The organism is Pseudomonas sp. S06B 330 (genome assembly GCF_002845275.2).
In the GTDB taxonomy this organism is placed as follows: domain Bacteria; phylum Pseudomonadota; class Gammaproteobacteria; order Pseudomonadales; family Pseudomonadaceae; genus Aquipseudomonas.
This window is the reverse complement of sequence record NZ_CP088149.1, coordinates 3,400,755-3,417,669: the sequence shown is the minus strand read 5'-3', so window position 1 is coordinate 3,417,669 and position 16,915 is coordinate 3,400,755. Positions and strand designations below refer to the sequence as shown.

General features: G+C 57.9%; 19 protein-coding genes and 1 pseudogene. 7 read left to right on the top strand and 13 right to left on the bottom strand.

Going from position 1 to position 16,915, the window contains the following annotated elements; genetic code table 11:
• Positions 1 to 91: 91 nt before the first annotated feature.
• On the top strand, positions 92 to 1,363 hold the full coding sequence (locus CX511_RS15165; RefSeq protein WP_045183000.1) for a RidA family protein: 1,272 nt from the start codon (positions 92 to 94) through the stop codon (positions 1,361 to 1,363).
• Between the two features lie 162 nt (positions 1,364 to 1,525).
• Here CX511_RS15165 and CX511_RS15160 read toward each other — a convergent pair whose 3' ends face one another.
• Together CX511_RS15160 and CX511_RS15155 are read right to left on the bottom strand one after the other, a co-directional pair.
• Complete coding sequence (locus CX511_RS15160) at positions 1,526 to 1,960, bottom strand: GFA family protein (RefSeq protein WP_101293497.1); 435 nt, start codon at positions 1,958 to 1,960, stop codon at positions 1,526 to 1,528.
• Positions 1,961 to 2,031: 71 nt separating this feature from the next.
• Entirely contained in the window at positions 2,032 to 2,973 is a 942-nt protein-coding gene (locus tag CX511_RS15155; RefSeq protein WP_101293496.1) for a carbon-nitrogen hydrolase family protein, read from the bottom strand.
• Between the two features lie 103 nt (positions 2,974 to 3,076).
• Here CX511_RS15155 and CX511_RS15150 point away from each other — a divergent pair, with 103 nt between their 5' ends.
• Complete coding sequence (locus tag CX511_RS15150) at positions 3,077 to 3,772, top strand: winged helix-turn-helix transcriptional regulator (RefSeq protein WP_101293495.1); 696 nt, start codon at positions 3,077 to 3,079, stop codon at positions 3,770 to 3,772.
• A gap of 55 nt (positions 3,773 to 3,827) precedes the next feature.
• Here the strand turns inward: CX511_RS15150 and CX511_RS15145 are convergent, their stop codons facing one another.
• The gene (locus CX511_RS15145) at positions 3,828 to 4,589 is read right to left on the bottom strand and encodes a phytanoyl-CoA dioxygenase family protein (protein WP_101293544.1); all 762 of its coding nucleotides are present in this window, start codon (positions 4,587 to 4,589) and stop codon (positions 3,828 to 3,830) included.
• Positions 4,590 to 4,794: 205 nt separating this feature from the next.
• Positions 4,795 to 5,136, bottom strand: coding sequence for a DUF3077 domain-containing protein (locus CX511_RS15140; RefSeq protein ID WP_045182994.1), 342 nt, complete (start codon positions 5,134 to 5,136; stop codon positions 4,795 to 4,797).
• Between the two features lie 619 nt (positions 5,137 to 5,755).
• Here CX511_RS15140 and CX511_RS15135 point away from each other — a divergent pair.
• Positions 5,756 to 6,337: a TetR/AcrR family transcriptional regulator gene (locus tag CX511_RS15135; RefSeq protein ID WP_101293494.1), complete on the top strand. Its 582-nt coding sequence runs from the start codon at positions 5,756 to 5,758 to the stop codon at positions 6,335 to 6,337.
• Positions 6,338 to 6,419: 82 nt separating this feature from the next.
• Positions 6,420 to 7,577 carry an MFS transporter gene (locus tag CX511_RS15130; RefSeq protein ID WP_101293493.1) on the top strand — a complete coding sequence of 386 codons (1,158 nt, stop codon included), beginning with the start codon at positions 6,420 to 6,422 and terminating at the stop codon, positions 7,575 to 7,577.
• Between the two features lie 137 nt (positions 7,578 to 7,714).
• Here CX511_RS15130 and CX511_RS15125 read toward each other — a convergent pair.
• The 3 genes and pseudogenes from CX511_RS15125 to CX511_RS15115 form a co-directional block, all read right to left on the bottom strand.
• A pseudogene (locus CX511_RS15125) lies at positions 7,715 to 7,936 on the bottom strand (integrase core domain-containing protein); the annotation flags it as partial.
• A 107-nt stretch (positions 7,937 to 8,043) separates the two neighbouring features.
• Positions 8,044 to 8,604 (bottom strand): hypothetical protein, encoded by a 561-nt coding sequence (locus CX511_RS15120; RefSeq protein WP_101293491.1) that lies wholly within the window; start codon positions 8,602 to 8,604, stop codon positions 8,044 to 8,046.
• Positions 8,605 to 8,810: 206 nt separating this feature from the next.
• Positions 8,811 to 9,401, bottom strand: coding sequence for a DcrB/PsbP domain-containing protein (locus tag CX511_RS15115; protein ID WP_101293490.1), 591 nt, complete (start codon positions 9,399 to 9,401; stop codon positions 8,811 to 8,813).
• 164 nt (positions 9,402 to 9,565) lie between these two features.
• Between CX511_RS15115 and CX511_RS15110 the strand changes: the two genes are divergently transcribed.
• Positions 9,566 to 10,291: a tellurite resistance TerB family protein gene (locus CX511_RS15110; protein ID WP_045182987.1), complete on the top strand. Its 726-nt coding sequence runs from the start codon at positions 9,566 to 9,568 to the stop codon at positions 10,289 to 10,291.
• Between the two features lie 135 nt (positions 10,292 to 10,426).
• Here CX511_RS15110 and CX511_RS15105 read toward each other — a convergent pair whose 3' ends face one another.
• The gene (locus CX511_RS15105; RefSeq protein ID WP_101293489.1) at positions 10,427 to 11,560 is read right to left on the bottom strand and encodes a pyridoxal-phosphate-dependent aminotransferase family protein; all 1,134 of its coding nucleotides are present in this window, start codon (positions 11,558 to 11,560) and stop codon (positions 10,427 to 10,429) included.
• Between the two features lie 188 nt (positions 11,561 to 11,748).
• Between CX511_RS15105 and CX511_RS15100 the strand changes: the two genes are divergently transcribed.
• A complete protein-coding gene (locus tag CX511_RS15100; protein ID WP_101293488.1) occupies positions 11,749 to 12,246 on the top strand; it encodes an HIT family protein in 498 nt (165 codons plus the stop codon).
• Between the two features lie 119 nt (positions 12,247 to 12,365).
• On the opposite strand, the gene CX511_RS15095 is transcribed toward CX511_RS15100, so the two are convergent.
• The 3 genes from CX511_RS15095 to CX511_RS15085 all read right to left on the bottom strand — a co-directional run bounded on the left by CX511_RS15095 (position 12,366) and on the right by CX511_RS15085 (position 14,475).
• Positions 12,366 to 12,707 carry a DUF6124 family protein gene (locus tag CX511_RS15095; RefSeq protein WP_052675494.1) on the bottom strand — a complete coding sequence of 114 codons (342 nt, stop codon included), beginning with the start codon at positions 12,705 to 12,707 and terminating at the stop codon, positions 12,366 to 12,368.
• A 290-nt stretch (positions 12,708 to 12,997) separates the two neighbouring features.
• Positions 12,998 to 13,492 carry a GNAT family N-acetyltransferase gene (locus CX511_RS15090; protein ID WP_305778007.1) on the bottom strand — a complete coding sequence of 165 codons (495 nt, stop codon included), beginning with the start codon at positions 13,490 to 13,492 and terminating at the stop codon, positions 12,998 to 13,000.
• Between the two features lie 68 nt (positions 13,493 to 13,560).
• Positions 13,561 to 14,475, bottom strand: coding sequence for a LysR family transcriptional regulator (locus CX511_RS15085; protein ID WP_101293487.1), 915 nt, complete (start codon positions 14,473 to 14,475; stop codon positions 13,561 to 13,563).
• 199 nt (positions 14,476 to 14,674) lie between these two features.
• Between CX511_RS15085 and CX511_RS15080 the strand changes: the two genes are divergently transcribed.
• The gene (locus CX511_RS15080; protein ID WP_045182972.1) at positions 14,675 to 15,697 is read left to right on the top strand and encodes a zinc-dependent alcohol dehydrogenase family protein; all 1,023 of its coding nucleotides are present in this window, start codon (positions 14,675 to 14,677) and stop codon (positions 15,695 to 15,697) included.
• A gap of 49 nt (positions 15,698 to 15,746) precedes the next feature.
• Here CX511_RS15080 and CX511_RS15075 read toward each other — a convergent pair whose 3' ends face one another.
• Together CX511_RS15075 and CX511_RS15070 are read right to left on the bottom strand one after the other, a co-directional pair.
• The gene (locus CX511_RS15075; protein ID WP_101293486.1) at positions 15,747 to 16,079 is read right to left on the bottom strand and encodes a YegP family protein; all 333 of its coding nucleotides are present in this window, start codon (positions 16,077 to 16,079) and stop codon (positions 15,747 to 15,749) included.
• Positions 16,080 to 16,312: 233 nt separating this feature from the next.
• Positions 16,313 to 16,642, bottom strand: a complete 330-nt coding sequence (locus tag CX511_RS15070; protein ID WP_045182969.1) for a hypothetical protein — start codon at positions 16,640 to 16,642, stop codon at positions 16,313 to 16,315.
• Between the last annotated feature and the right edge of the window lie 273 nt (positions 16,643 to 16,915).

Genomic DNA, 16,915 nt, shown 5'->3' with positions numbered 1-16,915 from the left:
ACCCGGACAAACGGTGGCAGCCGCCGATAGCGCAATGGAACATGTGCTTGCCACACAACCCGCGAAGTCCCAAAGCATTGGGAGTACTGTTATGAGTGGCTATAACGCTGTATTGGCGAGAAATACAGAAAATGCTCCAACAGGAATAGGTCCATACTCACAATCCGTAGCATTCTCACACTATAATAATCTTTCCGCTCAGTTACCTATCGACCCCGCATCGGGTGCGTTAGTAGCAGGTGGTGCAAAAGAACAAGCTGAACAGTGTTTCAAAAACATCAAGACGATTGTAGAAAGCATCGCTCATGTGATGGAGGATGTCGTCAGGGTTACCATTTTCCTTAAAGATATCGCAGATATTGACGTTGTTAACAGTGTCTATGCAGCGTACTTCCCTGACTATGTTCCAGTGCTGACGACAGTCGCCGTTGCGGCGTTGCCCATGAATGCTTTAGTGCAAGTGGAAGCACTGATTTCAAACGGCGAAGGTACTATTCCACAGGCGCCGCAGGCTGGCGATCTGGTCAAAACTGTAAGGAACACGGAGAACGCACCGGTCAGCACACTGTCTGCGCAGACCGTGGCTTTTTCGCATTACAACAACCTGTCGGCGCAACTGCCTATTGATCCGAAAACAGGTAAGTTGGTGGCGGGTGGTGTAAAAGAACAAGCGGTGCAGTGCTTGAAAAACATCAAGGCAATTTTAGAAGGCATTGACGTTCCTTTTGATGACATCGTAAAAGTTACTATTTTTGTTAAAAACCTCTCGGATATCGAGCATGTCAACGAAGTTTACACCACCTTTTTCCCGGACTCGGCCATCGCCAGGACGGTAGCCTACTTCCCCGCGCGCACTACCGTTGCGGTCTCAGCGTTGCCCATGGATGCGTTAGTACAAGTGGAAGCCGTTGTATCACACGGCGATGGTACGCCACCGCAAATTGTTGAAGACCGGCACGGGATAGTCATAAAGGCAAACAATACAGCGCACGCCCCTCTACATGCACTCTCTACACAAACTGTCGCCTTTTCACATTACAATCACCTCTCTGCGCAATTACCGTTGGACCCTGCCACCGGGAACGTGGTGGGTGGGGGGGTAAGAGAGCAGACTGAGCAGTGCTTGAAAAATATTAAGGCAATTGTCGAACGTGTCGGCCACGTCATGAGCGATGTCGTTAAGGTCAATATCTTCCTTAAAGATATCGAAGACAGTGCGGCACTGGATGAGGTTTACACGGTATTTTTTCCAGGTGGCGTGCCTGCACGCCGAATAGTGGGTGTGTCAGCGCTGCCTGAAAATGCTCTAGTTCAAATCGAAGTTGTTGTGTCAAATGCTGAAGGCACGCCGCCAGAAAAATAGCAGGCATTTATTTTTCTATAGAAGCGGACAGGATGGCTGGTTGTGCCGAAGGGGAATGCCAATGCGCATATCCCAGTGATGAGAAAGGGAAGTCGGGGCGAGCCCCGGCTTCCTTTTTTTACGGCCTGTCTCTCGTCGCAAACCAGGTCGAACGCGCCAGTGCTATTCGTCCACGCTGTCCCCCGACCCCCCTAATTCGCTCGGGACATCCTTCAGCTTGGGCAAACCGTCTTTGATGCGCAGCTTGGTCTCCTGGTAATGGACGTGAACACCTGGCGAATACGCGAGATCCGGGATGACAGCGGCATACACATCGATGAGCCCCATCCCAGGGTGTTCGGTGAAGAGGTGTCCGCCGCAACGCTTGCACCATTTGCGATAACTCGCCGGCGTCTTGTTGTAGGTGGCAATGTTGTCAGCCCCCCGAGTCACTTGCACCGCCTCGGGTTTCCACAGCGTGAAGGCATTGACCGGGGCTGCTGACCAATGTCGACACGACTCGCAATGGCAATAGCCCATTGCGGTCGGCTCACCGCTGACGGTGAATTCGACTGCGCCGCAAAAACAACTGCCTTTATAAGACCTTTGAATGCTCATGGAATGACTCCTTCATCAGGATTTACACTTACCGCCGACGTTGGCATGGATCACCTGAGCGTTGGTTAGCGTCACCCGTTGATGTAGCGCACCGCTGTCGCCGGTGTGCGTCGCACCTGCAGTTCGAAAATATCAGGGCGCGCATAGTGCCCTGTGACGTCGAGCGTCCGCCGCGCTGGCGCCACGAGTGAAACGTCGATGTCCGCATACAGAATACCTGCCTCCCGGTGTAATGGACCGGCAGTGATCTTGCCTTGAGGATTGACCACCACCGAGTCGCCGTCGTTGATCCACTCGTCCGGATCGGGAAACAGTTGCAGGCGACTCGGAAAGTCATCGGGAATGTCGCTGCCGCGCAGCGAGGTGCCACTGCTGATCACCCAGCAGCGACCTTCGAGTGCGATGTGACGCATGGTGCTGATCCAGCCTTCGCCGGCGTCGTACGTGGGGGCGACGTAGATTTCCACGCCTTGGGCATACAGCGAATAGCGCGCCAGGGGCATGTAGTTTTCCCAGCAGATGAGCGTACCGATGCGGCCGACGGGGGTATCGACCGTACGTAACCCTGACCCATCACCGAAACCATGGACCATGCGCTCGGGGTTCGTTGGCATCAGCTTGCGATGTCGGTTGAGCACTTCGCCGTTCGTACCGATAACGACTACGCTGTTGTAGAGCGTGCCGCCGCCATTACACCGCTCGCATTCATTGATGCCGCATACGATTGTCACGGCGTTGGCGCTGGCGGCCTCGCACAATTCGCTCAGGTCACCGTGCGCGATATCGACGGCATTGGCCAGTAGTCGGGTGTGCAACTGGCCCATTAAAGCCCCGTCTTTTCCCGCCGCCAGCCGCCAGATCCACGACGGGTAACCTGGAATGAATGATTCGGGCAAAACAATCAACGAGGCTCCTGCCGCCGCAGCCTCAACGACCGATTGCACGGCTCGGATGATCGTCGTGCTGCGATCGAGCAGTACTGGCGGCCGCTGAATGATGGCTATCTTGCTCATGACGTTCTCCTGAGACGGTGGCGTTTGCAGGTTTCAGCGTGCACCTGGCGACGTCGCGAGGCTAGTTCAGAATCTGAAGCGTTGCAGTTGCGGAGTACAGGCGATGGATGAAAGCTACGGTCAGTTTTGCACGGTCGCGCGCGGTGCTGAGGCCTTGTGCGAGCGCTGGACGCCTTTGGTGGTGCGCGAGCTGCTCTGCGGCAGTAAGCGCTTCAATGAACTGCACCGTGGCGTACCACGGATGTCCACCAGCTTGCTGGCACAGCGCCTGCGCCACTTGGAAGATATCGGTGTCGTCCATCGCACCGCCGCAGGCAAGGTCTGGGAGTACAGCCTGATCGAAGCCGGCGAGGATTTGCGCCCCATCATAATGGCGCTAGGCCATTGGGGTGCGCGTTGGATAGGCAGTCGCCTTCGCGATAACGAACTCGACGCGGGCCTGCTCATGTGGGACGTGCGCCGGTTCGTACGTATCGAGCTGTTCCCGTCCCGCTCGGTGGTCATCCATTTCAAGTTCCGCGATGCGCGGTCCGGCGAGCAAGCGTGGTGGCTAGTGGTCGAACAGGGTGTGGCAGATCTGTGCCGCGACGACCCCGGACGCGAACTCACGCTCGTCGTGGACGCGAGCGTGCGCGCGTTGACCGAGGTCTGGACCGGTGACCGCACGCCAAGGGAGGTTCTTCAGTCGCGAGAGCTGCGTGTAGACGGCGCTGTGCAGGATGCAGAGAACTTGTGGCGCTGGCTTGGCACGAGTGCCTTCGCCGGTACTCGCAGCGCTGCACTCCAGCCTTTGCAATAGCTATAGAGAAAAGTAAGCCTTCGAATGTTCGCTTCTAGCCGATGGTAGCTGGCGTTCAAGAATCCGTACTTCGTTGCGCTGCCTTATCCCGGTAGCAGTCCAGGAGTCCCTTGCGAGACGACAGGGACAAGGTTTCGTTCGCCTGGTAACTAAGAGTCGATGCACGCAATCCAAACTGGACAACGATTACGTCTCGTTCCTGCGCGCTCCGATTGGGGCTGCTACCGTGCAGCGTTGCGCTATGCAGTGCCAGCCCAGCGCCCGCTGGCACATGAGGACATATCGCGGTGTCGATATCCGTGCCGGTTTGTAGGTGAGAGCCAGGTACCAGCGCTGTACCGCCATTGCGGGCGGACATGGGATGTAGTGGGATCAGCAGCCGTATGGTGCGGCCGTCATGGCTGGCGAAGTAGCGGTTGTCGGCGTCCCGGTGCCACCCTACAGCGGGGCCAATCTCGCCAGGTTTGCGGGTGAGATTGCAGAAGTGGAAAACCACTTCACCAAGGGCACATTCGAGTAGTTCGGCGACGCAGGCCCAGATGGATTGCAGAGAGAGTAGTCGCGCAAATCTAGGGTCCAGCGCAATAAGATCGCCGATGATGAAGGGCTCGTGTTTCCACCGGTCGGGATCAACATCTGGGTTGCGCTGGGGATGTTGCTGGCTAACGTCGCTGATGTTGACGCCAACAGACACCGCCGCAGGATCACCGTCCCGATAACGGCTCACCACATCACTGACGAGCGCACGGGCAAATGCCAGCTCCTTGTCGCATAGCAGTGCAGGTAATACCCCATAGCCATGGGAGGCAAACGTCACAGTCCTTGTGTCCAAGCCAAGCTCCGTCAGTCAAACAGTAGGTGTTTCAAGTAAGCGAGCCTATTACTGCGCAGACGGTGACGTCCATCGTTGTCTGCGTTTGGTCTGGCTACAAGGAGTGCGTTGGCCACGCGGGATAGTCTGAAGGACGGGCGATCCTTCTACTGATGGGCCGCATCGGCGGCCCTGAATCAACCTGCGGTCATTACTTCACTGAAGGTTGATCAGCCTGCACCGTACGCCGCAGCAACGCCGCCGTCGCCGAGCGCGCTTCCACTTCGTCCAACAATGCCTCGATCAGCGCCAGGCTCATTTCCAGCGTGTGCTGCGAAGCCCAGAGCAGATTGCGTACCTCCGGCTCGACCAGTTCACAGGCCTGGGCGTTGGCTTGGTAAGCGCTTTTGATCAGGATGGAGGCGTGGATCAGGGCGTCTTCAGAGGAGACACCGGCACGTACCGCGAACAGAGGTTCATGGCTGCCGTTGCAGGAGCCGAAGGTGGTGCTGGTTTGGGTGGTGAGGGGTGGGTCGGGGACTATTTTTGTCATTGTGTAGCTCCTTGGAGTAGTGGAGCCATTCACCATTCGCTACCAAACGATTGGTGACGGCTGTACACAGGTTGGTAGACCGGGACTCCAAGAAACCCAGCGCGCACGAAGGCGCCCTGCGCACAGCCGCCATAACACGAAACGACAGACACAAAAAAAGCGCCTATCGAGACGGATGGAGCGCTTGCACGCCGTGGAGATCGTCGGGCTACCAAACCCGATCGCTGGATTTACAGCGACAGCAGGGAGGGTAGCGGGGTTGGGGGTGGGATTCAAGGGGAGGGGGTGAAGCTGACCTGTATCCGCTAGAGGGCAGGGCGGCTGTTTCCGCCCCATAGACGCCTGTCAACAGCGGAATTCGGTCAGAAAATTGAGTGCCCAGCAATGGGCGAGTTGCTGGGCACGCGGGGGGGAGCCACAATCGGCGTTTTCTCGGCGACGACAAGATCTCCTACACACCTTCGAGACGCGCCGAAGTTCTGACACGCCACATTGGCAGCCCGTAAACCCAGCGCGGCGTCCCTATGTCAATAGTTGACTAATCGGTACAATAATGAATACATTTGCAGTCTGAGCACCTTTCAATAACGAGGGTCACACCTCAACACCTAGGCAGATCATGAGCGGAAGACCCAGAGAGTTCGACGACAACGCGGTCATTGAGGCCGCGATGGATGTGTTCTGGTCCAACGGATACGAAGGCACCTCTACGGAGACGCTGTGCGAGCAGACCGGCCTTGGCCGTGGCAGCCTGTACAACGCCTTTGGCAGCAAACAGAAGCTCTACGAACTGGCCTTGCGCCGTTATCAGGAACTCGGAATCGAGACACAGGCAGGGATACTGAACGGTCCTGGCACTATCAAGGAACGGTTGCGGACGTTAATGCAATGGGGGATCGAAGGCGACCTGGGGCCATCGAGAGGGCGCGGCTGCATGGCCTTGTTCGCCGCCCTTGATCGCGCCGGCAAAGACCCCATCGTGGCCGAGATCAGCCGTATCTATGTGTCCAGGCTAGAGCAGGTGGTGTGCCATCTCTTTGCCGTGGGGCAGCGCAACGGGGAGGTATCTACCGAGTGTTCGGCGTTGGAGATGGCGCGGACGTTCCTGAGCAGCTACTACGGCCTACGTGTGCTGGGGCAGTCCATGCCGGACCGGGGGTTTCTTGAGGATGTGATGAAAGGCACACTGGCCCGGCTGTAAGCGGGCGCGCGCTCATGAGAGGCCGGATCGGCCTTTTATTTTGATTGATTCTTTAACGACCATTACAGAATTGGATTTTTTCATGCCACTTGCTATCTACATCCTCGGACTGACTATATTTTCGCTGACGACATCCGAGTTCATGGTGGCCGGTATGATGCCGTCGCTGACTATGGCCTTCGATACCTCAGTGACGCAGATCGGCGACCTGATTGCTTTGTACGCCTTGGGGATGGTGCTGGGAGGTCCGCTGCTGACGGCTGGCTTGCTGCGGCTGGGTACGCCGAACAAGTCGGCACTGCTGTGGCTGCTGGGTCTGTATGCAGTGGCACAATCGGTCGCTGCATCGACCGACAGCTATGCGGTCATGGCCGTGGCACGGGTCATAACAGGTGTTGCGGCATCCGCTTGCTTCGGGGCAGCCTTGGCCATCTGTGCCGACATGGTGGGCACCGAAATGCGCGGACGAGCCGCGTCCATTGTTTTGGGCGGGTTGATGCTGGCGGCAGCACTTGGCGTACCGATGGCCACCTTGATCGACCAGCATATGGGTTGGCGTGCCAGTTTCTGGCTGGTGGTCATCCTTACTGTTCTTTGCGCGTTGGTAATCTACGTCAGCGTGCCGCGCTCGCAACCGTCCACCCCTGTCGGTCTCAGGGCGCAACTGCGTGAGTTCAGAAACCGGCATCTTTGGGCCGCGTACGCCACCAGCGCACTGATCATTGGTGCGACTTTCGCGGCGTTCAGTTATTTCACGCCGATTCTCACGGAGGTAGCTGGCTTTTCCACCGCATCCATCCCCTGGCTGCTGGGGAGCTACGGCGTTGCCAACATCGTGGGCAATGTCCTAGTGGGACGTTACGCGGACAAGTACACCTTTGCAGTCATGGCATGGGGGCTGTCATTGCTGACCATTACATTGGCTACTTTTGCGCTGTTTGCACACGTCCCTGCCGTCAGCGTCGCGATGCTCCTGGCGGTTGGCCTGGTCGGCGTCACGATGAACCCCGCGATGGTCGCGCGCGTGATGAAAGCTGCCCAGCCTGGGCCGCTGGTCAACACGGTGCATACCTCCGTCATCAACATCGGCTTGGGAATGGGAACCTGGCTTGGCGGCTTGGGGATCGGTGCGGGTTTTGGCTTGAGGTCGCCGCTATGGGGCGGCGTGCTTCTCGCGGTGCTTGGGTTAATCAGCCTCATGCCTTATCTGGCAAGGCGTGCCCCGTTGCAGGTTGCTTGAGGCCTACATGATGAGAGTGTCGGAAAACTGCGCGGCCAGCATTCGTTGTGCAAGAAGAGCCGCATCAGCATCCGCGCAGTATGTTCAATCAGACTGAAGCGCAGTACGCAAACGGCGTCGTGGTTGATTTGTAGTGGTCAACTAATCCCGGACACTGCGTTAAGTTTTTCCTCAGCAACAGCGGGCGCCAGCCCGCTGTTGAACTGATGCGGTCGCTGCCAGTTGTAGCGCTGCATCAAGAACCGGCCAATATCCTGCTGTGCCAGCGATGCGCTCATGTAGCCTACGGTCGGCACCCATTCCGTTTTTAGACTGCGAAATAACCGCTCCATCGGCGCATTGGGGTGGCAGGATGATCGTAGCGCTGTCTGGCTGATCCACAGTCAGCTCGTTCAGTATTTGGCCTGTGCTGGGTTATATCGATAACAGGGAGTCGAGCATGCGAACCTGTCCATTGCAGTTTTAATTAACTCGTTAATGTTATCGATAAGTCAAATATAATTAGCGGAACATAAATTATAGTTATAGATGAGTATAGCTTTCTTGATTTGACAGCAAATGCGCAGATAGGAAGGACGATCATGGCAACGTCGATCGCAGCCCACAGCGCTATTGGGGGTGATTGAAATAAAAGGATGTTTACGAAGAAACCTAGTGAAAGATAAGTTGACAGGGAGAGTAGTGCGTATCGGCCATCCTGCTCGAAGTAAATTCGAAGACCACTTTGCTCGTCTTCACTCCGGTTTGGTAGCAAGAGGGCGGAAGAGACAAAAAGCGATAGCGCCAATAGAACGAGCAATAAAAATTCTGAGAAGGAGTATGACTCCTTAACCTCAGGCAGTTCGTTGACAGCCCACCAGAAGTCCAGCTGTATCGAAAAAAGTATTGCTGCCCAGACAAGAGCAACCCAATCTGGCTTAGCGGTGCGACGGATGCGAAATACTGTCAACGCACCAAGAAGGAGGCGGGTAACAGACAGCCCTAGTATCATCGAAAGTACAGTCGCAACGATAGGGAAGTTGCTCATGATGCCTCCTGCCATCTGGTGATAGGGCAAGCGTAGACTCCAAGAAGTGAATCAGAGCGGCTTGACTGGGTTGCCAGAGACAAACAGCAAGGGCGTGGCCGAAAGTGTCACCGCTGGCGAGCCTTTGATGCAGCAGTCCAAGGAAGCAATGCGCCGGAGCAGACTTCGGAATCCCCCCAAGTCTGCGGTAAATAGCATGCACGCCCCTACGGCTTCGAGGATTCACCCGCGATTCGCTTAACCAGCGCAGCATGACCGCTGGCGTCGTCGCCGCGGGAAATGACCTGGATGACTGCCATGCGATCGCCGGAGCCTGCGATAAAGGTGCTGTTCAACGTTTTACCGCCGCCCAGAGTAGCCGTACTGTCGACTTGTCGCACACCCAGGCCGTTGCGGTTAAGGCGCGATTCGCCAGTTTGTCGAAAGTCCGGCAGCTCGGCGCTCTGGCGGTCGACGAAACCACTGACGGCGCCGTCGAGGAAGGCATCGTCGTTGTCGCCGGGGCGAGACGCTTCGGGGAGCGGTTTCTCGATCACCATGACCACGCGCTTTTCCTGTGCATCGGCATACAAGGTACCCACGGCGCCGGCGCCTTCGCTGCTCTGTTCATCGGCGCTCAGAGGGCTGGCGATGAAGCCTGCCGGCAGGTTGAAGCTGAACTTGCCGCCGAGCACCGCGACGTTTACTTCCGGTTTCGGCTTGGTGGTGGATTTGCTGGCGGCATGCAGATTTGACAGACCCAACAGGCCGACGACGGCCAGGGTCAACGTCAGGGTTCTTTTGTTGAATATCGACATACAGCCTCTCATGGGGCAGGGGGCATGGCAGGGCGGATATGCTCACATAAACCTGTCTGCTCGGTAAGCCCTGGGTTTCCCGTCGGCCAGACGGTCATGGCAGATCGCCTTGAGGGGGCTATCGTTGCTTGTCTGGGCGACGACTACCGACCGAGGGCGGTGCCATGAACACTAGTGATTTACTCGAACAGTTACTTCGGGCCGGGCAGGGCTCGCGTGCGCAACAAGGAAGCGGCGGCATGCCATCGCAAGACGGTCTGGGCGGTTTGGGTGGCTTGCTGGGCGGTCTGCTTGGCGGCGGCAGTGCGACAGGTGGCGGTGATGGCCTTGGTGGTTTACTGGGCGGCCTGTTGGGTGGCAGCGGTGGCAGCAGCACTGGCGGCACTACCCAGGGGCGCCCCACGGGTGGCACCAACTACGCGGCCCTGGCGTCGTTGGGCATGATGGCGTTCCAGGCCTATCAAAGCTGGCAGCGCAGTCAAGCGGCAGCCCCGCAACAGGCGGTGCGTACTGTCGATCAATTGTCCGGCCCCGAGGCCGAGGATCACAGCCATGCAATCTTGAGCGCGCTGATCGCGGCAGCCAAGGCTGACGGTCGCATCGACAAGCAAGAAGAACAGTTGATCTACGCTGAAATCAAACGTCAAACCAGCGACCCGCAACTGCAGCAATGGCTGGATGAGGAAGTCAGCAAACCACTCGATGCTGCCGAGGTGGCTCAGTCGGCCCAGGACCCGGCCATGGCCGCGGAAATGTACCTGGCCAGCGTGATGTTGGTGGATGACCAGCAGGACGCAGAGCGGGCCTACCTTGACGAACTGGCCGGCGCACTGCAAATCGATCCGACATTGCAGGTGCACCTGGAACAGCAGGCTAAAGGCGCCGCCTGACCGGGCTCAAATGCCTGCGCTGTTCATCAAACTGAAGCCAGCGCAGGCAAGGCCCAGGAGCGTGCGTGCACGCTGATTAAACATTATCTGCCTCAGGTGCACGAAAGGCCTTGCTGTAGTCGCCGGAGTGCTCGATTAGCTCACCATCACCTCGTCCAGTGCCTGCTCAAGGGTGCTGACCGTGCGCTCGATATTACGCAGCTTTTCGAGCCCAAACAGACCGATGCGGAAGGTCTGGAAGTCGGCCGGCTCGTCGCATTGCAACGGCACCCCGGCGGCGATCTGCAGGCCGTGCTCGGCAAATTTCTTGCCGCTCTTGATGTCGGCATCATCGGTGTAACTCACCACTACACCAGGGGCCTGAAAGCCGGCTGCGGCCACGCTTTTTATGCCTTTGCCGGTCAACATGGCGCGCACCCGATCGCCCAGCACCTGTTGCTCGCCGCGGACCTTGTCGAAACCGTAGGCTTGCGTCTCTTTCATCACTTCGTTGAATCGCGCCAGGGCATCGCTGGGCATGGTTGCATGGTAGGCATGTCCGCCCTGTTCGTAGGCCTGCATGATCTGCAGCCACTTTTTCAGGTCGCAGGCGAAGCTGCTGCTCTGCGTCTTCTCGATGCGCTCGAGAGCCAAAGCACTGAACATCACCAGGGCGCAGCAAGGGGAGGCGCTCCAGCCTTTCTGCGGTGCGCTGATCAGCAGGTCGACGGCGCATGTGTGCATATCAACCCACAGCGTGCCTGAGGCGATGCAGTCCAGCACGAACAAGCCACCCACCGCATGCACGGCGTCGCCGACCGCCCGCAGGTAGTCGTCGGGCAGGATAATCCCTGATGAGGTTTCAACATGGGGGGCGAAGACAATCTGCGGCTTGTGCGCCTCAATGGCTGCCAGCACCTCGTCCAGAGGAGGCGGGGTGTAGGCCGCCTGGCGACCCGTCTCAACCGGTCGGGCTTTCAGCACCGTGGTAGCCGCCGGGATGTTGCCCATCTCAAGGATCTGGCTCCAGCGATAACTGAACCAGCCGTTGCGTATCACCAGGCATCGCTGGTCGGTGGCAAACTGTCGCGCCACCGCTTCCATGCCGAATGTGCCGCTACCCGGCACCACTGCAACAGCCTGAGCGTTGTAGACCTGTTTCAGGGTGCTGGAAATGTTCTTCATCACACCTTGAAATGCCTGCGACATGTGGTTGAGCGAGCGGTCGGTGTAGACCACCGAGTACTCGACCAGCCCCTCAGGATCGATACTGGGATAGAGCTTGGACATGGGTGACTCCTTTGGCAGAGATGTCAGTGGTATGGACCCTGCCCGAAGCTTTGGCAAATAACAAGATTGCTCGGGATTGATTGCGACCTCTGTCAAACCGCTGAAATCACCGGTTGCTGCCCATGGCGAGGGGCAGTTCCCTTTCCACTTTGATACGCTGCTGCAGACTTCACTGAAGGCTCCCGTATATGGACATACCCCCTAGCTTCATCATTCACCAAACCCGGCATTGGGTGCTCAATCATCGTATAAACAGCACGCTGCCCGGGTACGTGATGTTGAGTGCAAAGGCGCAGACAAACTCGCTGTCCACGCTACCGATCGAGGCACAGGCAGAACTGGGCGTATTGCTGGCACAAACGCAAAAAATCATCGAAGACTTACTGCAACCCAAACGGCTGTACATAGGCCGCTTTGGCCACGACCCCGGCCACTCCATCCACTTTCATTTCATTCCTGTCTACCCGTGGGTAGATGCGTTGTTCTGGGAGGATGAGAGATACAGAGCACTGCAGACCTTCGGCTCGATAGACAGCGATGAACCTTTGACGGATGGCGCAGAGCTGACACTGTTCGTGTGGCGAGAGTTTTGCGAACGCCCGGATCCACCGCAAATCCAGGGCCAATCAGTTGAACAGGTCATAGCAGACCTTCGCACAGCATTTGCTGCTCAACCTGGTGAATAGCCCGCAAAAGCGCCAGCTCGAAAGCAGCCGATGGGAGCGGCGGTGCGACGTTTCGACTTGCTCCGCGATGACCCAACTCACCGGATGGCCGCATCTGCGGCCTTAACCAGCTAAACAACTCACGCCACAGGCGCTTGCCTCGCTTGCACAGTACGTTTCAGCACCGCTGCCGTCTCAGCACGCGCCTCAACCTCATCCAGCAACGCCTCCACCAGCGCGAGGCTCATTTCCAGCGATTGTTCAGTCGCCCAGAGTAATTCGCGCACTTCGGCATCGACCATGTCACAGGCGTGAGCGTTGGTCCGGTAAGCACTTTTGAGCAGGATGGTGGCGTGGACCAGAGCGTCTTCGGCGGACACGCCGGGGCGTACGGCGAATAGCGGGTCGTGGCTGCCATCGCAGGAGCCGAAGGTGGTGCTGGTTTTGGTGACGAGGGGAGGGTCAGGAACGGGTTTTGTCATTGTGTTGCTCCTTGATTAGTGGAGCCGCCACAGACCGTGACCAAACGATGGGTGGCGACTGTACGCAGGTTGGTCAACCGGGAATCAAGGAACCCGGCGCGCACGAATGCGCCCCACGCACAGCCGCCATAACACGAAAACAACAGACGCAAAAAAAGCGCCGGCTGAATCGGATGGGGCGCTTGTGCGCCTTGATTTCGGCAGGTGACCAAACCTGGTCGCTGGATTTACAGCGACAGTGGGGAGGGTAGCGGGGTTGGGAATGGGATTCAAGGGGCAGGGGTTGAAGGCTATGGGAGGAGGGTAAGCAGGTAAAACCGCGTATCGACCACCATCAAAGGAAAACTGGCTGGCAGATCCTGTAGTTCTATCCGCTCGAAGCCGTGCTTTTCATAGAAGCGATGGGCAGCTAAAAACTTCTCCGTGGTACCTAAATAAATTCGTATTACGCCACGCTCTTTCGAGGCGTCAATCAGGCGTTCAAGCATCTGCTTGGCCACACCAAATTCTCGCCCTCGCCAAGGCGCTGCAACGAACATCTTGCGTAAAGCGACTTCGCCATTGCCAATGTCCTTCAGACCAATCGTTCCGATCACGGCACCCTGTCTGCGGGCTAACCAAAAGTCACCGGCACCGGTCTGGTAGAACGACTGGATTTGCATTAGGTCTGGCTGATCTTCAGCTGAAATCTCAATTCCGAACTCCTCACGTTGGATCGGCACGATCAAAGCCATTACATCGTTCTCGTCGCCGGGCGTATATCGATCAATGCTGATGTCATTCATGGTTATAGCGCTCCAGTGTTTGATCAAAACCCTAACAATGCCGTTCCGTTACATGTTGTCGAGATAGCTCACAGACTGTCCGGATCCCCAAAAAACATCTGAATTCTCGAACGCAACCAACGCTCCCCCGGATCATTATCCTGAGACCCGCGCCACGCCATGTGCAGCTCAAAACTGCGCACCTCAAGCGGTGGGTCTTCGGCGCGCAGGCCGCCTGCAGCAGTCAGTGCCTCGGCGGTGTAGTCGGGCACGGTGGCGATAATGTCGGTGCCACTGAGCAGGCTCCCCAGGCCGTTGAACTGCGGCACCGCCAGGACTACATGGCGCTTGCGTCCGAGCTTTTCCAGGATCTCGTCCATAAAACCGCCCAGGTCGCCGGCAAACGACACCAGCGCATGGGGGCGGGCGCAGAAGTCGTCCAGGCTCAGGCTGCCGGGCATGCTGTCGGCACGCAGCACCTTGGGTTTGCTACGGCGCAGCACTTTGCGCTTGGCGTTGGCCGGCAGGTCGTTGGTCCAGCTGACCCCGACCGAGATTTCGCCGCTGGCCAGCAAGGCCGGCATCAACAGGTAGTTGACCCGACGTACCACCAAGACGATGCCCGGCGCTTCGGCGCGCACCCGTTTGAGCAATTGCGGCAGCAGGGCGAACTCGGCGTCGTCCGACAGGCCGATACGAAACACAGCCGTGCTGGTCGCCGGGTCGAAGTCGGCAGCGCGGCTGACCGCGGTGGAAATCGAGTCCAGGGCGGGCGAAAGCAGGGCGAAGATTTCAACCGCTCGCGCGGACGGCTCCATGCTGCGCCCGGTACGCACAAACAAGGGATCATCGAACAAGGTACGCAAGCGCGACAGCGCGGCACTGATGGCCGGCTGGCCAAGGAACAGCTTTTCGGCAGCGCGAGTTACACTACGCTCGTGCATCAGGGTCTCGAAGACGATCAGCAGGTTCAGGTCGACGCGGCGCAAGTCGTTACGGTTCATCGGCTCGGCTTCACTGGACGGTTGGGGCAGGGGTGAATCTTACGGGTAAAGGCTGTTACCCTGCACCGCATAATTTGATGCGGGTGCCATTACCATCAATCAATGACAGGCATGTTGACTATTAATGGCCACTGATGGTCTAACCGTAAAAGCCCGGATAGAGTTCAGGGTATTAGAGGTTCACAAGGCGAGGTTTGCGATGTCCCGCATGATCCGATTCCATAAATTCGGCCCGGCCGAGGTGCTCAAGATCGAAGAGCAGACCGCGCCGCAGCCGGCTGCCGGCGAGGTGCAGATTCGCGTTGAGGCGATCGGTATCAGTTGGTACGACGTGCTCTGGCGGCAGAACCTGGCGCCGTCCCAGGCACGCCTGCCAGCAGGCATCGGACACGAGATGGCGGGTGTGGTGATGGCCGTGGGCGAGGGCGTCGATGACCTCGCTGTCGGCGACAAGGTGGCCAGCTTTCCGGCCAGCAGCGCCAATGAGCACCCGGTCTATGGCGAGGTGATTGTGCTGCCGCGCACAGCCTTAACCCGTTATCCGCAGATTCTGTCGCCGATTGAGGCCAGCGTCCATTACACGCCGCTGCTGATGGCCTATTTCGCCTATGTCGATCTGGCCCGGGCCAAGGCTGGGCAAACTGCGTTGGTCACCGATGCCAGTCATTGTGCGGGCCCGGCCTTCGTGCAGATGGGCAAGGCCCTGGGGTTGAAGGTCTTTGCCGCCACCAAGGACGCCGCTGAGCGCGACAACCTGATCAAGCTCGGTGCCGACAAGGTGATCGTCACCGAAGAGCAAGACTTGCTCATGCAGATCAACAAGTACACCGACAACCGTGGCGTCGACATGGTCCTGGATGGCTTGGGCGGTCCGCAGATGTCGTTGCTCGGTGATGTTCTGGCGCCGCGTGGCAGCTTGGTGCTGTATGGCTTGCAAGGCGGTAATCAGACGCCATTCCCGGCCTGTGCGGCGTTTCAGAAGAACATTCAGTTCTTTGTCCACTGCATCGGTAATTTCACCGGCAAGCCGGAGCTGGGGATTACTCAGGACCAGGTCGCCTTGCACCGGGCGCTGCGTGATATCAACCAGTTTACGGCTGACAAGCTGCTGACCCCGCAGATCATTAAGGTCTATCCCTTCGAGCGTGTGGTCGAAGCTCATCGTTATATGGACGAATGCCCTTGTGGCGGGCGCTTGGTGCTGGAAGTTACTGGCGCCTGAGGAGCCTCCTGTGAACACGCGCACGGGTATTCACAGGAGCACAGTGCGTTTAAGTAAGGTCTTTGATGGTCTTGCTGCTGCCATTGGTTTTCACCGAGGCAATGCCGGCATCACGCGATTGTGCCGTGGCATACATCTGGCTGCTGCCAATGATCTGGTGGTTGGCGGCCTTGAGGTTGAAATGTAATTTGCCGTTGCTGGCCTCTTTCTTCTCGTAGCGCTCATCACTACCGCTGTTGGCCTGGACTGAAGCAATGCCGCTTTCGGCAGAGGCCTTGGCCTTGTACAGCTCACTCGTAAGAATCGTTTCGCCATTGCCTGCCTTGAGGACAAAGCGGTACTGACCGTCACTGCTTGTGTTCAACTCGAACCATCCTGCCATGGGAACTCCTTATTTTGCAGATAAGCCTGGGTGCGCTGCGTGCGTGCTTGCATGCAGTGACCAGTGAGTATGGTGGGCTTTGTGGGCTTGTCCAATGACGCTGTAGGGATGCTTTACGTGCAATGCTGCGGCCAGGCATCGTTGATTTCCCACCAGCACGCCTTGGACTGCACATGCACATGCTGCTGGCGGGCAGGCTCGCACGCCGCTGACAGCGTACCTCGGCCACGCTGTCAGCGGCGTGCGAGCGCATGCTGGGCGCATTGCTCGAAATAGGTCTGTTTGATGGCTGCAGGTTTGAGGCGCGACTGGCTGTTGTAGGTCTGCTCGGTGATACCCATGGCGGTCATGCGCATCCACGGTTTGGGGAATTTGCGTACCTGCAGCCGTTTGCGTGCCGAGTACAAGGTCACGCCCGACAGCTTGGACTGTTGTGCGCCAGCGGCGATATCCGAGCCCCAACTACACACATAGCGATCATTCTGCCCCAGTGTTTTGGCCTGTACGCCGAGTGACAGGGTGGCGAGAAAAATCGTTGCAAGGGTCAATCCATAAGCCCGCATGGTGCCAAACCTAAGTTATTGAAAGGAAAGCAAGTTTGCCTTTCGGGTAGAGGGCAGGGGGCCAGCAGTGGATGTTTTTTTGCCGCTGCATTTGCCCGCGCTGTTTCGACCTGCAACCGCTGGCATTTGCCTTGCGTCTGCGCACTGACCGACCAGGCACTACCGATCAGCCGCGAACGGTTGCGGCGGGCGCCAAGCGGGCCTATGGTCCACACGAGGCCTTGCCTGGGAGGTAACGCCGATCGGGTAGCGGTCGTTGCCGACCCAGCGCAC

Bases quoted from the DNA above. Each gene is read 5' to 3' on its own strand.
- CX511_RS15165 (WP_045183000.1), top strand. From the start codon at position 92: ATGAGTGGCTATAACGCTGTATTGGCGAGAAATACAGAAAATGCTCCA.
- CX511_RS15160 (WP_101293497.1), bottom strand. From the start codon at position 1,960: ATGAGCATTCAAAGGTCTTATAAAGGCAGTTGTTTTTGCGGCGCAGTC.
- CX511_RS15155 (WP_101293496.1), bottom strand. From the start codon at position 2,973: ATGAGCAAGATAGCCATCATTCAGCGGCCGCCAGTACTGCTCGATCGC.
- CX511_RS15150 (WP_101293495.1), top strand. From the start codon at position 3,077: ATGGATGAAAGCTACGGTCAGTTTTGCACGGTCGCGCGCGGTGCTGAG.
- CX511_RS15140 (WP_045182994.1), bottom strand. From the start codon at position 5,136: ATGACAAAAATAGTCCCCGACCCACCCCTCACCACCCAAACCAGCACC.
- CX511_RS15135 (WP_101293494.1), top strand. From the start codon at position 5,756: ATGAGCGGAAGACCCAGAGAGTTCGACGACAACGCGGTCATTGAGGCC.
- CX511_RS15130 (WP_101293493.1), top strand. From the start codon at position 6,420: ATGCCACTTGCTATCTACATCCTCGGACTGACTATATTTTCGCTGACG.
- CX511_RS15120 (WP_101293491.1), bottom strand. From the start codon at position 8,604: ATGAGCAACTTCCCTATCGTTGCGACTGTACTTTCGATGATACTAGGG.
- CX511_RS15115 (WP_101293490.1), bottom strand. From the start codon at position 9,401: ATGTCGATATTCAACAAAAGAACCCTGACGTTGACCCTGGCCGTCGTC.
- CX511_RS15110 (WP_045182987.1), top strand. From the start codon at position 9,566: ATGAACACTAGTGATTTACTCGAACAGTTACTTCGGGCCGGGCAGGGC.
- CX511_RS15105 (WP_101293489.1), bottom strand. From the start codon at position 11,560: ATGTCCAAGCTCTATCCCAGTATCGATCCTGAGGGGCTGGTCGAGTAC.
- CX511_RS15100 (WP_101293488.1), top strand. From the start codon at position 11,749: ATGGACATACCCCCTAGCTTCATCATTCACCAAACCCGGCATTGGGTG.
- CX511_RS15095 (WP_052675494.1), bottom strand. From the start codon at position 12,707: ATGACAAAACCCGTTCCTGACCCTCCCCTCGTCACCAAAACCAGCACC.
- CX511_RS15090 (WP_305778007.1), bottom strand. From the start codon at position 13,492: ATGAATGACATCAGCATTGATCGATATACGCCCGGCGACGAGAACGAT.
- CX511_RS15085 (WP_101293487.1), bottom strand. From the start codon at position 14,475: ATGAACCGTAACGACTTGCGCCGCGTCGACCTGAACCTGCTGATCGTC.
- CX511_RS15080 (WP_045182972.1), top strand. From the start codon at position 14,675: ATGTCCCGCATGATCCGATTCCATAAATTCGGCCCGGCCGAGGTGCTC.
- CX511_RS15075 (WP_101293486.1), bottom strand. From the start codon at position 16,079: ATGGCAGGATGGTTCGAGTTGAACACAAGCAGTGACGGTCAGTACCGC.
- CX511_RS15070 (WP_045182969.1), bottom strand. From the start codon at position 16,642: ATGCGGGCTTATGGATTGACCCTTGCAACGATTTTTCTCGCCACCCTG.